General features: G+C 52.4%; 12 protein-coding genes, 1 rRNA gene and 1 pseudogene. All 14 read left to right on the forward strand.

All coding sequences use genetic code 11. From position 1 onward, the window contains the following. The first annotated feature begins 41 nt into the window (after positions 1 to 41). The gene (gene hslO / locus JI735_RS08970) at positions 42 to 926 is read left to right on the forward strand and encodes an Hsp33 family molecular chaperone HslO (RefSeq protein ID WP_039834157.1); all 885 of its coding nucleotides are present in this window, start codon (positions 42 to 44) and stop codon (positions 924 to 926) included. Positions 927 to 935: 9 nt separating this feature from the next. Beyond that, positions 936 to 1,880 carry a peptidylprolyl isomerase gene (locus JI735_RS08975; RefSeq protein ID WP_051051636.1) on the forward strand — a complete coding sequence of 315 codons (945 nt, stop codon included), beginning with the start codon at positions 936 to 938 and terminating at the stop codon, positions 1,878 to 1,880. A 216-nt stretch (positions 1,881 to 2,096) separates the two neighbouring features. Continuing rightward, positions 2,097 to 3,035: a cysteine synthase A gene (gene cysK, locus JI735_RS08980; protein WP_020426064.1), complete on the forward strand. Its 939-nt coding sequence runs from the start codon at positions 2,097 to 2,099 to the stop codon at positions 3,033 to 3,035. A gap of 318 nt (positions 3,036 to 3,353) precedes the next feature. After that, positions 3,354 to 4,973, forward strand: coding sequence for an anthranilate synthase component I family protein (locus JI735_RS08985; protein WP_233476315.1), 1,620 nt, complete (start codon positions 3,354 to 3,356; stop codon positions 4,971 to 4,973). Then, complete coding sequence (gene pabA, locus JI735_RS08990) at positions 4,970 to 5,551, forward strand: aminodeoxychorismate/anthranilate synthase component II (protein ID WP_039834155.1); 582 nt, start codon at positions 4,970 to 4,972, stop codon at positions 5,549 to 5,551. The genes JI735_RS08985 and pabA overlap by 4 nt, the downstream gene beginning before the upstream one ends. Next, positions 5,548 to 6,429: an aminotransferase class IV gene (locus tag JI735_RS08995; RefSeq protein WP_039834154.1), complete on the forward strand. Its 882-nt coding sequence runs from the start codon at positions 5,548 to 5,550 to the stop codon at positions 6,427 to 6,429. Before pabA ends, JI735_RS08995 begins: the two co-directional genes overlap by 4 nt. Further along, complete coding sequence (gene folP, locus JI735_RS09000; RefSeq protein ID WP_039834153.1) at positions 6,426 to 7,283, forward strand: dihydropteroate synthase; 858 nt, start codon at positions 6,426 to 6,428, stop codon at positions 7,281 to 7,283. The genes JI735_RS08995 and folP overlap by 4 nt, the downstream gene beginning before the upstream one ends. Positions 7,284 to 7,333: 50 nt before the next feature. Continuing rightward, complete coding sequence (gene folB, locus JI735_RS09005; protein WP_020425620.1) at positions 7,334 to 7,696, forward strand: dihydroneopterin aldolase; 363 nt, start codon at positions 7,334 to 7,336, stop codon at positions 7,694 to 7,696. A gap of 10 nt (positions 7,697 to 7,706) precedes the next feature. Continuing rightward, complete coding sequence (gene folK / locus JI735_RS09010; protein WP_020425621.1) at positions 7,707 to 8,258, forward strand: 2-amino-4-hydroxy-6-hydroxymethyldihydropteridine diphosphokinase; 552 nt, start codon at positions 7,707 to 7,709, stop codon at positions 8,256 to 8,258. Next, complete coding sequence (locus JI735_RS09015; protein WP_039785042.1) at positions 8,210 to 8,419, forward strand: helix-turn-helix domain-containing protein; 210 nt, start codon at positions 8,210 to 8,212, stop codon at positions 8,417 to 8,419. Before folK ends, JI735_RS09015 begins: the two co-directional genes overlap by 49 nt. 47 nt (positions 8,420 to 8,466) lie before the next feature. Next, on the forward strand, positions 8,467 to 9,483 hold the full coding sequence (gene dusB, locus JI735_RS09020; RefSeq protein WP_039833045.1) for a tRNA dihydrouridine synthase DusB: 1,017 nt from the start codon (positions 8,467 to 8,469) through the stop codon (positions 9,481 to 9,483). Between the two features lie 200 nt (positions 9,484 to 9,683). Further along, on the forward strand, positions 9,684 to 10,163 hold the full coding sequence (greA, locus tag JI735_RS09025) for a transcription elongation factor GreA (protein WP_020425624.1): 480 nt from the start codon (positions 9,684 to 9,686) through the stop codon (positions 10,161 to 10,163). A 161-nt stretch (positions 10,164 to 10,324) separates the two neighbouring features. Then, positions 10,325 to 11,843 (forward strand): annotated as a pseudogene (gene lysS / locus JI735_RS09030) (lysine--tRNA ligase). 450 nt (positions 11,844 to 12,293) lie between these two features. After that, positions 12,294 to 13,844 (forward strand): 16S ribosomal RNA (locus JI735_RS09035). Positions 13,845 to 13,985: the final 141 nt, after the last annotated feature.

Raw genomic sequence — 13,985 nt, forward strand, 5'->3', positions numbered from 1 at the left:
TAGAAGCCTTAAAGGCAGGCGACAGGAGGAGTACGCACCCAATGGATAACAAGAAGGACCGGCTGATCCGGGGAACCGCGATGAACGGCAAAGTAAGAGCTTTTGCAGTCCGTACCACGGCGCTGGTCGACGAATTGCGGCGCAGGCATGATACGTACCCAACAGCTACGGCAGCACTGGGAAGAACCGTTACCGCTGCTGCGATGATGGGCGCAATGCTCAAGGGCGAGGAAAAGCTGGCCATAATGGTCAAAGGAAACGGGCCGCTTGGGCAAATTACAGCGGAATCGAATGCCCTCGGAGAAGTGCGCGGGTATGTACAGAATCCGCATGTTCATCTCCCCAGCAATAGTCTTGGCAAGCTGGATGTCGCCGGGGCTGTGGGGACGGAAGGGTTCATCGATATCAGCAAGGATTTGGGCTTAAAGGAGCCTTACCGCGGCAGTGTGCCAATTGTTTCGGGAGAGCTTGGCGAAGATTTTACGTATTACTTTGCTGTATCGGAGCAGACTCCGGCCGCTGTAGGGCTTGGAGTATTGGTTGAAACGGATAACTCTGTGAAGGTGGCTGGAGGGTTCATTGTACAGCTCCTTCCGGGTCTTAGCGATGATGAAATTACGGAGATCGAACGGGCAGTAGGTGCAATGCCTTCTGTTACGGCTGTGCTGGACCAGGGACTTGAGCCGGAAGAGATGCTCCGCTGGCTGCTTCCCGATGTGGTCATCATGGATGGACTGGATATCAGCTTTGTCTGCCAGTGCTCCCGTGAAAGAGTAGAGCAAACACTGGTCAGTCTGGGCCAGCATGAGCTGGAGCGGTTAATTGAAGAAGATGATCAGGTTGAAGTGGTATGCCATTTTTGCAACGAGGCTTATGTATTTAATAAAGATGAATTGCAGGTTATCCTGGATCAAGCGAAATCGTAGGGCTATGAGATGATGACAAGACAGGAGCGCCTGCTGCGCAATGCCGTTATTCTTTTGGCGATCGCAACATTAATGCTCGGGGGTCTATTGTTCTGGAGTCTGCGGGCCATGGCTATTCTCAAGGGAGAAGCCGCAGAGGGGGAGTCCTCGGACATTGCCAGGGCGGGGGATCAGCCGGTAACAGATCAGCAATGGATAAGTGAACTCAAAAAAAAGCATGGCGATGAAGTACTGCTTACGCTGCTTAACCATATTGTGGTCAGCAAAGAGGCCGAGGCACTAGGGATTACCGTGACTGATAAGGAGATTGAGGAGGAACTGCAGAGCAGTATAGCCGGCTATGGCTCCGAACAGCAGTATTACGAGCAGATGGAGTCCGAGCTGGGGCTTTCGCGCGAGGAAGTGCGTGAGGAGGCGGCCTACCGTCTCACCCTCCAGGCGATAGCTACAGCAGGGATTACCATTAGTGAGAGCGAAATCGATGATTATTTAGCGCAAAATGCCGGGCGGTTCACTCCCAAGAAGGAAATGCAGCTCTCCATGATCAAGGTACACACCTACGAAGAAGCAGAGAAGGTAATGGACCGCCTGGAGCAGGGTGAGGATTTTGCGGCGCTGGCCACAGAGGTGTCTATCGACGAGGAGAGCCGCCTGCATGGAGGCAGTATTGGTATGGTGGAAGAGGATGACCCGTTCTGGCCGGAGGATCTCCTGCAAACTGCTGCCGGCCTGGAGGCGGGTGATATTGCAGGTCCGCTGCAGGCCGGGAATGCTTATGCGGTGATCCGGCTGGAGAAAGCCATGGTGCCCCGGGAGCAGAATCAGGCGGAAATCAGGCAGCAGGTGCGGGAAGAGCTTGCATTGGAGAAAGCCCCGCCGCTTCAGCAGGTGGAAAATGAACTGCGCGCTAAATATGATACGGCGATATATATTGACAACAGCCTGCAAGATTGATAATATGGTCTTAAATGTAAAACCCACTGAATTAGTCGGAAATAAGTAACGGCGGATGGTCCAATTCCGCTGTCCAGCGCTATAACTTGGTGCTGCGGTGTTGAATATCCTGGTGCAGACCTAGCCGTTTTTTTCATACACCCGGAGATCTATGCTGGAGACTATTGTCACAAGTTACGCATCCATTCATTTATCATTCCAAGGAGGTTTTCACTCATGGCTAAAGTCGTCAACAGTGTAACAGATTTGATCGGAGGCACGCCGCTCGTTCGTCTCAACCGGGTGGTTCCTGAAGGTTCTGCGGAAATCTACCTGAAGCTGGAATATCAAAACCCGGGCTCCAGCGTGAAGGACCGCATCGCGATCAGCATCGTGGAAGAGGCTGAGAAGGAAGGGCTGCTGAAGCCGGGCGGCACGATAGTCGAAGCTACCAGCGGGAACACCGGTATCGGGCTGGCACTTGTTGCTGCGGCCAAAGGCTATAAAGCGGTTATTGTTATGCCTGAAACGATGAGCCTTGAACGCCGCAATCTGCTGCGCGCTTACGGTGCGGAGCTGGTGCTTACTCCGGGATCGGAAGGTATGAACGGTGCAGTTAAGAAGGCTGAGCAAATCTTGAGCGAGAACCCTGATTATTTCCTGGCTGAGCAATTCAAGAATAAGGCCAACGTTAAGATCCACCGCGAAACCACCGGTCCGGAAATCGTTGAAGCCATCGAGTCCATTGGCGGACCACTGGATGCCTTTATTGCCGGAGTAGGGACTGGCGGAACCATCACAGGCGCCGGTGAGGTTTTGAAGAGTAAATATCCTAATGTGAAGATCTATGCGGTAGAGCCTGCAGCATCGCCAATTCTGGCCGGCGGCAAGCCTGGTCCTCACAAGATCCAAGGGATAGGTGCAAACTTCATTCCGGATATTCTGAATCAGAATGTTTATGATGAGATTATCCACGTAGAGAACGACGAAGCGTTCGAGACCGCACGCCGCGTAGCGAAGGAAGAAGGCGTTCTGTCCGGTATTTCTTCCGGAGCCGCCGTATTCGCAGCCCTCAAAGTGGCCAAAGAGCTGGGAGCGGGCAAAAAAGTCGTAGTGATTATCCCAAGTAACGGTGAACGTTACCTGAGCACTCCACTTTACAATTTTGAAGTGTAATTGCTGATACGCAAATTCATAGAGCCTTCCTATCCGCTGTCACAGGGATGGAGAAGGCTCTTTTTTGGAAAAACGATCATTCAGGCTTTTCAAAGCGGTTCAAAGTACAGTATACTGACAGGCAATAAACCACAGGATAAGTACATGGGTTTTACACATGCAAAGGCAAAACAAAGCGGATGCTTCTGGAGCAAGTTTTGTACGAAGTGAATTCTAAGAAGTTTATGCTATACAAAACAAAGCGGATGCTTCCGAAGCAAGTTTTGCGAAGTGAATTTCAAGAAGCGTACGCCGTACAAAACTTTTAGGGGGATGGCTTTGGAGATTATAACAGCGTGGCAGGACTGGGAGCAATGGGCGCAGGAAGAATGGAGCCTACTCCCCCTTATTATACGAACGCCGCAGGCCAAGGGGGGATTGCCCGCCTCCTGGATGAAGGCCTGGGAGCTGGCCTCTCCCTATTCAGTGGTGCTGGAGAGCGGCAAGGGCGGCCGGTACACATACCTTGGCTTGCATCCTGTTTCTGTGCTGCAAGGCAAAGCGGGCACAGCAGAAATATACAGTTTCCCGTCAGACGCATCAGGGACAGCTGAGCCATTATTAGAAACCTCACGGACAGGTCATCCTTTGGAGGTGTTGGAGCTTTGGATGAAGGATTTCAATTCTCCGCGGGTTCAAGTCACGGAGCTTCCTCCGTTTATCGGCGGGTGTATTGGATTCCTTAGCTATGATGTGGTCCGTTCTCTGGAGAAGCTGCCCGTTTGGGCCAAGGATGATCCGGAATTTCCCGATTACCTCTTTATGAGACTGGAAGAGCTGTGGATCTATGACCACCAGGAGGACATGCTGTACTGCACAGTCCATATGCCTGTGTCTGCTGCTGCGCAGTCATCCGGTCCCGCCGGACTGAAAGACCTGTACCAGAAGGCTTCCCGGCGGGCTGAACGGATGCTGGAGCAGTGGAGGCTGATCTCTGCTGCACCTGGGAATTCAGGGGACGATGCGGGGGCTACTGCCGAGGCTGCTGCAATAGAAGCCCATGCCGGTGTCTCCGGCGAATGGCCGGGCATGACTACCGCCTTCCCGCCTGAGCAATTTCAGCAGGCGGTCCGCGAGGTCCAGGAATACATCCGCCAAGGAGATGTATTCCAGGTGAACCTGTCGCTGCGCCAGGAGGCCCAGCTGAACTCCTCGCCGGAGGATGTGTATGAATGGCTGCGCAAGCTCAACCCGTCCCCGTACATGGGGCTGCTGCGCTCGCCCGGCTTGGCCCTCGCCAGCGCATCGCCCGAGCTGCTCGTCAAGCTGCACGGGGACAAGGTCAGCGCCCGCCCCATTGCCGGCACCCGGCGCCGGGGCCTGACTCCCGCGGAGGACGCCGCCATGGAGGCGGAGCTGCGCGGGAGCGAGAAGGAGATCGCCGAGCATATCATGCTTGTCGATCTGGAGCGCAACGACATCGGCCGTGTCGCTGCATACGGAACGGTCAGCGTGCCGGAGCTGCTGACCGTGGAGCGATACTCGCATGTGATGCATCTCGTCTCGCAGGTGGAGGGCACCATCGCGCCCGGCAAGGGCGCTTACGATGTTATGGCTGCCTTGTTCCCCGGCGGCACCATCACCGGTGCGCCCAAGGTGCGCACCATGGAGATCATCGAGGAGCTGGAGCCCGTCCGGCGTGGTCCATATACTGGATCGATGGGCTGGATTGACTATAACGGCAATATGGAATTAAATATTATTATACGGACACTGGCGGTGAAGGACGGAATAGGCTATATCCAGACAGGTGCGGGCATTGTGATTGATTCTGACCCGTACCGGGAATACCGGGAATGCCACAATAAAGCCAAAGCCGTAGTGAAGGCGGTTCTCTGCAGCGAATACCAGCAGGAATCACGTGCCGCCGGCGGCGCCGAAGGAGGAGCAACATTATGATCTTAGTTATCGATAATTATGATTCCTTTACGTACAACCTGGTGCAGTATCTGGGGGAGCTTGGGGAGGAAGTCCAGGTATCCCGCAACGATGAGATTACCATTGAGGAGATTGAGGCGCTTGCACCGGATCATATTCTGATTTCTCCAGGGCCCTGCACACCCAATGAAGCGGGGATAAGCCTTGCGCTGATTCAGCATTTCAAGGGCATTATCCCGATCTTTGGCGTCTGTCTGGGCCATCAGGCCATTGGACAGGCTTTTGGCGGCAATGTCATCCGGGCGGAGCGCCTGATGCATGGCAAAACCTCACCGATCCACCACAACGGCACCTCCGTATTCGAAGGGCTGGAGTCTCCGTTCACCGCGACCCGCTATCATTCACTGATCGTGGAGCGCGAAACTCTGCCAGACTGCCTGGAGATCACAGCGGAAACGGCTGAAGGCGAAATTATGGCGCTGCGCCATAAGGAGTATCCGATTGAAGGCGTGCAGTTCCATCCTGAATCGATTATTACGAATCATGGGCATACCATGCTGCGCAATTTCCTGAAACGGAGAGCCGGAGAACCGGTATGAATTATATTGGATTCAACCACCAGGTAGTGGATGCCAAAGATGCCGTGATTTCCGCTCTGGATCACGGCTTTTTGTATGGTATGGGCCTCTTTGAGACTTTTCGCACGTACAAGGGTGAACCGTTTCTGCTGCAGCGGCACGTGGACAGGCTGGCGGAGGGCTGCAGGCAGCTCGGGATTCCGTTTGAAGGAGACGCGGTCCGGCTGCGTGACTGGATTCAGCATGTAATGGGCAAAAATGAATTACAGGATGCCTATATCCGTTACACTGTAACAGCCGGTAAAGATATTTTGGGGCTGCCTGCCGGAGACTACAACCAGCCTAACCATCTGCTCTACATCAAGGAGCTGCCGCGTCTCCCGGACACCCTCTACCATGAGGGGAAAGGCCTGCAATTGTTGAACTTGCCGCGCAATACACCGGAGGGGCCGGTGCGCTTGAAGTCGCTGCACTACATGAACAATATACTCGCGAAGCGTGAATTGGCAGGTTATGCCTCAGCGGCATACGGTGCGGAAGGACTAATGCTGACCGCGCAAGGCATGGTTGCCGAGGGCATTGTCAGCAATATTTTTTTCATTACCAATAATGTGCTCTACACCCCGGACATCGCCGCAGGCATTCTGCCGGGAATTACCCGGGAAATGGTTCTGGAGCTGGCACTGGCTGCTGGAATCCGGATTGAAGCAGGTATGTACCAGTGGGAACAGCTTGCAGAAGCGGATGAGATTTTCCTTACCAATTCGGTGCAGGAGATTGTTCCGGTTACAACACTATGGCGTGCAAATGAACGGCAGACCGTCAGCGGCGGATGCTGCGGAAGAATTACGGCGTTATTGCGGGAAGCATACAGGGAAAGGACGGGATTACCGGAATGAGACCCTTGATATACAAACGGAATTACCGCCTGGGGACTGCAGAGCTGGCACTGGGTGAACGAACGCTGATTATGGGCATCCTGAACGTCACCCCTGATTCTTTTTCTGATGGGGGATTGTGGGCTGAACCGGAAAAGGCCGTCGAACATGCGCTGCAAATGGCGGAAGAGGGTGCCGATATTATTGATATTGGCGGTGAATCAACGCGGCCCGGCCATCAGCCGGTAGGCCTGGAAGAAGAACTGGCCCGCGTGCTGCCGGTCATTGAGAGTATTCACCGTGCAGCTCCCCAACTGGTTTTATCCATCGACACCTATAAGGCGGAAGTGGCCCGCCGGGCCATTCAAGCAGGTGCTCACATTATTAACGATGTGTGGGGCGCCAAAGCTGACCCGGATATGGCACCAGTAGCTGCGGAAGCGGGCTGTCCGGTTATTTTAATGCACAACCGCCGTGAACGCAATTACCGGGAGCTGGTCAGTGACATGTGTGCCGATCTTGGGGACAGCGTGAAGCTGGCCTTGGCTGCGGGAGTGAAGCCGGAGAACATTATTCTTGATCCCGGAATCGGTTTTGCCAAGGACTATGCAGAGAACCTTCAGGCCATGATGAATTTGGACCGTCTGACAGAGCTTGGATATCCGCTGCTGCTGGCGACCTCCCGCAAAAAATTCATTCGCACCGTACTTGATCTCCCGCCGGATGATGTGGTTGAAGGTACGGCCGCTACCGTGGCATTCGGAATTGCCCAAGGGTGCCAAATCGTGCGGGTACACGATGTAGCCAGGATTAAGCGGACTGTGCAGATGTGCGATGCCATGCTTTATGCTGCGGCGCCATTGGCGCTTGAATAAACGATGAACCACCGGAGCGAAAAACAGATATCAGAAGGCAGGGAACCCGCATGGATAAAATGACACTGCACCGTATGGAGTACTATGGTTACCATGGAGTGTTTGAAGAGGAGCGCAAGCTTGGCCAGCGCTTTTACGTTGACCTGGAGCTTGAGCTTGATCTGCAGGCTGCTGGCCGCAGTGATGATCTTACGCTTACCGTAAATTATGCCGAAGTGCATTTCCTCGTTAAAAAAATTGTCGAAACAAAATCATTTAAACTCATAGAAGCATTGGCTGAATATATTGCATCCTCGTTACTGGACACTTATACTGTTATCAATGCAGTAACGGTGAAGGTGACCAAGCCGCATCCGCCGTTCGACATTCACTTTCAGGGAGTGACCGTAGAACTGCACAGAACCAGAAAGTGAGAACTCCGTAATGACCATACATTCTACCTCTGAGGCATCAGAGGCTTATATTGCTTTAGGGGCTAATTTGGGCGACCGTGAGGGAACCCTGAAGGAAGCATTGAACAGGCTGAATCAGCATGCCGGGATTGAAGTGGTCCGCTGTTCAAGTGTGTACGAAACGGAGCCTGTCGGTTATCTGGACCAGCCGCAGTTTCTGAATATGGCGGCAGTCCTCCGCACAACCCTTGCACCGGAGGCGCTGCTTCACGAGATGCTGGACATCGAAAGTCAACTGGGCCGCGTCCGGGATGTCCGCTATGGACCGAGAACGGTTGATTTGGATTTGTTGTGGGTGGAGAACCAGAGCTTCGATACGCCTGATTTGACGCTGCCGCATCCCCGGATGCTGGAGCGGGCATTTGTGCTTATTCCACTGAATGATGTCGTACCACAAAAAGAAGAGTCTTCCGGACTCCGGCAGTTTATAACAGCAGCGCTACAAGACATTGACGGAAGGGAAGGAATTCGCTTGTGGACAACAAACGTATGGGACGGCGGGTCAGAGCATTCCGGAAGCTGAAGGGATACACTCAGCAGGAACTGGCGGATTCTGTCGGAATATCCTTGGCTGTGCTTGGCGCAGTGGAAAGGGGCAACAGACGTTTGGAAGATCAAATTTTAAATAAAATTGCGGACGTTCTTGGGATTGCCGTCGACGAATTGGCCAACCCCTCTACCTGAGGGACGTTATCATAGATCCAACAACCAATTAAGGAAGTGAATACAATATGCTGAAGATTGGCGGCATTGAGATGAAGAACCAGGTCGTGCTTGCGCCTATGGCCGGCGTGTGCAATCCGGCATTTCGTCTCATTGCCAAAGAATTTGGAACCGGCCTGGTCTGCGCTGAAATGGTCAGTGATAAGGCGATTCTGCACGGCAATCTGCGTACGCGCGAGATGCTGTTTGTGGATGAGCGGGAGAAACCGCTGAGCCTGCAAATATTTGGCGGTGACCGGAAGTCCCTGGTTGAAGCGGCTAAGGTCGTTGATAAAGAATCGAATGCCGATATTATCGACATTAATATGGGCTGCCCTGTACCCAAAGTGACCAAATGCGATGCTGGAGCGCGCTGGCTGCTGAATCCCGACAAAATCTACGAGATGGTATCCGCAGTCGTGGACGCCGTAGATAAGCCGGTAACGGTAAAAATGCGGATTGGCTGGGACAGTGAGCATATTTTTGTCGAGGAGAATGCGCGTGCCGTTGAACGTGCCGGAGGCCAGGCCGTGAGTGTTCATGGGCGGACCCGTGAGCAGCTCTACACCGGTCATGCCGATTGGAAGTACATCCGTATGGCCAAAGAGGCGGTTTCAATTCCGGTTATCGGCAATGGGGATGTAAATACGCCGGAGGATGCGCGGGCGATGCTCGATCAGACCGGCTGCGACGGTGTCATGATTGGACGCGGGGCGTTGGGCAACCCATGGATGCTGTACCGTACCATTCAGTACCTGAACACAGGTGAGCTGATGCCTGAGCCTGGTCCGGAGGAAAAGATCAAAGTAGCCATTCTTCATATGGACCGTCTGATCAGCCTGAAGGGCGAAGCGGTGGCTGTCCGGGAAATGCGCAAACATATGGCCTGGTATCTGAAAGGCATGAAGGCCGCTGCCCGTGTGAAGGATGTCATTATGGAAGAAACCAAGCGCGATGAAATGGTGCGGATATTGAACCAATTTGTCATACAGCTTAAAGAAGAGGAAGAGCAGGAAGGCCTTAATCCCTCGCTGACTGCGGTTTAAACACAGAAACTCCTGTCTTTTGCTTAACACACGAACATTATATGGGGCATCATTGACATTTTGTAGCGGTTCCAATATAATTTCACAGTATAAAATCGCCGTTACAGCAGTGGCAATGCAGAAGGAGGGTTCTGATCCCTCCAGCTTCGCATATAGTATGGTGTTTTCAATAAATGTATACGACAGGAGAATCGGTTGAGATGAGCGATAAAGAAGTCATCCTTACACCGGACGGACTTAAGCGTCTGGAAGAAGAACTGGAGACCCTCAAATCCGTAAAACGCCGTGAGGTCGCTGAACGGATCAAAGTGGCAATTGGCTACGGGGATATTAGTGAGAACTCGGAATACGAAGACGCAAAGAACGAGCAGGCTTTTATTGAAGGCCGTATTATTACATTGGAAAAAATGCTCCGTAATGCGCGTATCATCAACAGCGACGAAATCGTTACCGATGTGGTGAGCATTGGGGTTACCGTAAGCGTCGAGGATTTGGAATATGGCGACGTGATGGAATATACGATTGTGGGTACCGCCGAATCCGATCCGCTTAATAATAAGATTTCGAACGAAAGTCCGGTAGGCCGGGCCATTATTGGTAAGAAGGTTGGCACCATTGTTGATGTTAGTGTTCCTGCAGGCGTCATTCAATATAAAATTCTTGATATTAGAATGAAGTAATAGGTACCGATAAGGAATAAGTCAAGAAAGCTTCCTTAGGGAAGCTTTTTTCACAAACACATACAGCTTGGATTTGTACGGGAACGGGCTGTCCTCTTGCATAGGGACGGAACCGTTTCTTCTTGTGTAGTTGACAGAGTGAGTAAGAGAGGATGAAAGACATGACCGAGGAAATGAACACTGCGGAGAATACGGAAAAAGAGCTTAGTGAGCTTCTAACCATCCGCCGCGGCAAACTGGACGAGCTTCGTGCGCTGGGAATCGATCCATTTGGCAAGAAGTATGAGCGTACGGCAGGTGCCGGAGATATTATGGACAAGTATGATGGGCAGACCAAAGAGGAACTGGATGAGCTTAATCTCGAAGTCAGCATTGCCGGCCGTATTATGGCTAAGCGTGTAATGGGTAAAGCCAGCTTTGCGCACATTCAGGACCTTAGCGGGAAGATCCAAATCTATGTCCGTCAGGACAGTATTTCCGGAAGCACAATATGCTGCGTTTACCGTTCTTGATCTGGGGGATATTATCGGCGTTCGCGGTACAGTGTTCAAAACCAGAACCGGAGAAACCTCTATTAAGGTACATAACCTTGAGGTTCTATCCAAATCGCTGCTTCCGCTGCCCGAGAAATATCATGGCCTGAAAGATGTAGAACTGCGCTACCGCCAGCGTTATGTGGATCTGATTATTAACCCGGAGGTTCAGCAGACCTTCATTACCCGTTCACGGATCATCCAATCGATGCGCCGTTATCTGGATTCGCTTGGCTACCTTGAGGTGGAAACGCCAACCCTCCATGCCATCGCCGGAGGAGCTGCAGCCCGCCCGTTCATTACTCACCACAATACACTCGATATGCAGCTGTATATGCGTATTGCTATCGAATTGCATCTGAAGCGTCTCATCGTGGGCGGTTTGGAAAAAGTGTATGAAATTGGCCGAGTATACCGCAATGAAGGCATTTCAACGCGCCACAATCCGGAATTTACAATGATTGAGCTGTACGAAGCTTATGCCGACTATAAGGATATTATGCACCTGACCGAGAGCATGATTGCTCATATCGCCCAGGAGGTTCTGGGTACACAGAAGATTAATTACCAAGGCCAGGAAGTAGACCTGACCCCGCAGTGGCGCCGTGTGTCCATGGTGGATGCTGTCAAAGAGGTGACAGGTGTCGATTTCGGCGTTCATATGACGGATGAGGAAGCTCAGCGTTTGGCGAAGGAACACCGTGTTCCGGTTGAGAAGCACATGACCTTTGGACATATCCTGAATGCCTTCTTTGAGCAATTTGTAGAAGAAACACTGATTCAGCCGACTTTTGTTACTGGACACCCGGTTGAAATCTCCCCGCTCGCCAAAAAGAATGACCAAGACCCGCGCTTTACGGACCGCTTTGAGCTGTTTATCGTGGCCCGCGAGCATGCGAATGCGTTTAGCGAGCTGAATGATCCAATCGACCAGCGTCAGCGCTTTGAGGCACAGATTCAGGAGAAGGAAAAAGGCAACGATGAAGCGCATGAAATGGACGACGACTTCATTCGTGCTCTTGAATACGGAATGCCGCCTACAGGCGGACTCGGAATCGGTGTGGACCGGCTGATCATGCTGCTTACCGATGCTGCATCGATCCGTGATGTGCTGCTGTTCCCGCATATGCGCAACCGTATGGAGTAATTGCCAAGGCTCTCTTCATGATCCTAAGGGAGCTGCGAGGATGCAGCTTCCTTAGGCGTTATGGATTGAAAAATAATGCTTGCAACGAATCCTCATACATGGTATATTCTTATTCCGGCCATGAAAGTTAAATGCCGAGCTCGAAAAGAAATTAAAAAAAGAGCTTGCATTAATCGGCCGAACGTGATATATTATAAGAGTTGCTGGTGACGAGATAATCATCATCGACAACGAGTTTGATCTTTGAAAACTGAACAACGAGTGAGTGGGATTTCACGCAAGTGAGATCCAAAATAGATGAGTTTCACAGCGTGTCTCACGCTTTAGAAATTTCATCGAGAGAATGCAAATTCTCGTCAGATGTTTCAAAATGAGCTATCGCTCTTTTAATAACATTTCGGATGGTTATTTTCTTGAAGCAATTCAGGGAAGTGGCCGCTCGAAAAAACCTTATTGGAGAGTTTGATCCTGGCTCAGGACGAACGCTGGCGGCGTGCCTAATACATGCAAGTCGAGCGGAGTTTATCCTTCGGGGTAAGCTTAGCGGCGGACGGGTGAGTAACACGTAGGCAACCTACCCTCTAGACTGGGATAACTACCGGAAACGGTAGCTAATACCGGATAATTCCTTGACCCTCCTGGGTTTGGGATGAAAGGCGGAGCAATCTGCTGTTAGAGGATGGGCCTGCGGCGCATTAGCTAGTTGGTGGGGTAACGGCCTACCAAGGCGACGATGCGTAGCCGACCTGAGAGGGTGAACGGCCACACTGGGACTGAGACACGGCCCAGACTCCTACGGGAGGCAGCAGTAGGGAATCTTCCGCAATGGGCGAAAGCCTGACGGAGCAACGCCGCGTGAGTGATGAAGGTTTTCGGATCGTAAAGCTCTGTTGCCAGGGAAGAACGTCCGGTAGAGTAACTGCTGCCGGAGTGACGGTACCTGAGAAGAAAGCCCCGGCTAACTACGTGCCAGCAGCCGCGGTAATACGTAGGGGGCAAGCGTTGTCCGGAATTATTGGGCGTAAAGCGCGCGCAGGCGGCTGCTTAAGTCTGGTGTTTAAACCTTGGGCTCAACCTGGGGTCGCACTGGAAACTGGGCAGCTTGAGTACAGAAGAGGAAAGTGGAATTCCACGTGTAGCGGTGAAATGCGTAGAGATGTGGAGGAACACCAGTGGCGAAGGCGACTTTCTGGGCTGTAACTGACGCTGAGGCGCGAAAGCGTGGGGAGCAAACAGGATTAGATACCCTGGTAGTCCACGCCGTAAACGATGAGTGCTAGGTGTTAGGGGTTTCGATACCCTTGGTGCCGAAGTTAACACAGTAAGCACTCCGCCTGGGGAGTACGGTCGCAAGACTGAAACTCAAAGGAATTGACGGGGACCCGCACAAGCAGTGGAGTATGTGGTTTAATTCGAAGCAACGCGAAGAACCTTACCAGGTCTTGACATCCAACTAACGAAGCAGAGATGCATTAGGTGCCCTTCGGGGAAAGTTGAGACAGGTGGTGCATGGTTGTCGTCAGCTCGTGTCGTGAGATGTTGGGTTAAGTCCCGCAACGAGCGCAACCCTTGACTTTAGTTGCCAGCAGGTAGAGCTGGGCACTCTAGAGTGACTGCCGGTGACAAACCGGAGGAAGGTGGGGATGACGTCAAATCATCATGCCCCTTATGACCTGGGCTACACACGTACTACAATGGCCGGTACAACGGGAAGCGAAGCCGCGAGGTGGAGCCAATCCCAGCAAAGCCGGTCTCAGTTCGGATTGCAGGCTGCAACTCGCCTGCATGAAGTCGGAATTGCTAGTAATCGCGGATCAGCATGCCGCGGTGAATACGTTCCCGGGTCTTGTACACACCGCCCGTCACACCACGAGAGTTTACAACACCCGAAGTCGGTGGGGTAACCCGCAAGGGGGCCAGCCGCCGAAGGTGGGGTAGATGATTGGGGTGAAGTCGTAACAAGGTAGCCGTATCGGAAGGTGCGGCTGGATCACCTCCTTTCTATGGAGAATCGTTCTCTGCAATGAGAACATTCAAATCGGAAGCTTTGCTTCCAAAACTCAGGTTTAGGCCTGTTGCTCACTCGTTGCTCAGTTTTGAGAGTTTAAGCTCTCAAAGGGCATATTGGTTTCCAGAACTTGC

Source organism: Paenibacillus sonchi (genome assembly GCF_016772475.1).
In the GTDB taxonomy this organism is placed as follows: Bacteria; Bacillota; Bacilli; order Paenibacillales; family Paenibacillaceae; genus Paenibacillus_AQ; species Paenibacillus_AQ sonchi.

Bases quoted from the DNA above. Each gene is read 5' to 3' on its own strand.
- hslO (WP_039834157.1), top strand. From the start codon at position 42: ATGGATAACAAGAAGGACCGGCTGATCCGGGGAACCGCGATGAACGGC.
- JI735_RS08975 (WP_051051636.1), top strand. From the start codon at position 936: ATGATGACAAGACAGGAGCGCCTGCTGCGCAATGCCGTTATTCTTTTG.
- cysK (WP_020426064.1), top strand. From the start codon at position 2,097: ATGGCTAAAGTCGTCAACAGTGTAACAGATTTGATCGGAGGCACGCCG.
- pabA (WP_039834155.1), top strand. From the start codon at position 4,970: ATGATCTTAGTTATCGATAATTATGATTCCTTTACGTACAACCTGGTG.
- JI735_RS08995 (WP_039834154.1), top strand. From the start codon at position 5,548: ATGAATTATATTGGATTCAACCACCAGGTAGTGGATGCCAAAGATGCC.
- folP (WP_039834153.1), top strand. From the start codon at position 6,426: ATGAGACCCTTGATATACAAACGGAATTACCGCCTGGGGACTGCAGAG.
- folB (WP_020425620.1), top strand. From the start codon at position 7,334: ATGGATAAAATGACACTGCACCGTATGGAGTACTATGGTTACCATGGA.
- folK (WP_020425621.1), top strand. From the start codon at position 7,707: ATGACCATACATTCTACCTCTGAGGCATCAGAGGCTTATATTGCTTTA.
- dusB (WP_039833045.1), top strand. From the start codon at position 8,467: ATGCTGAAGATTGGCGGCATTGAGATGAAGAACCAGGTCGTGCTTGCG.
- greA (WP_020425624.1), top strand. From the start codon at position 9,684: ATGAGCGATAAAGAAGTCATCCTTACACCGGACGGACTTAAGCGTCTG.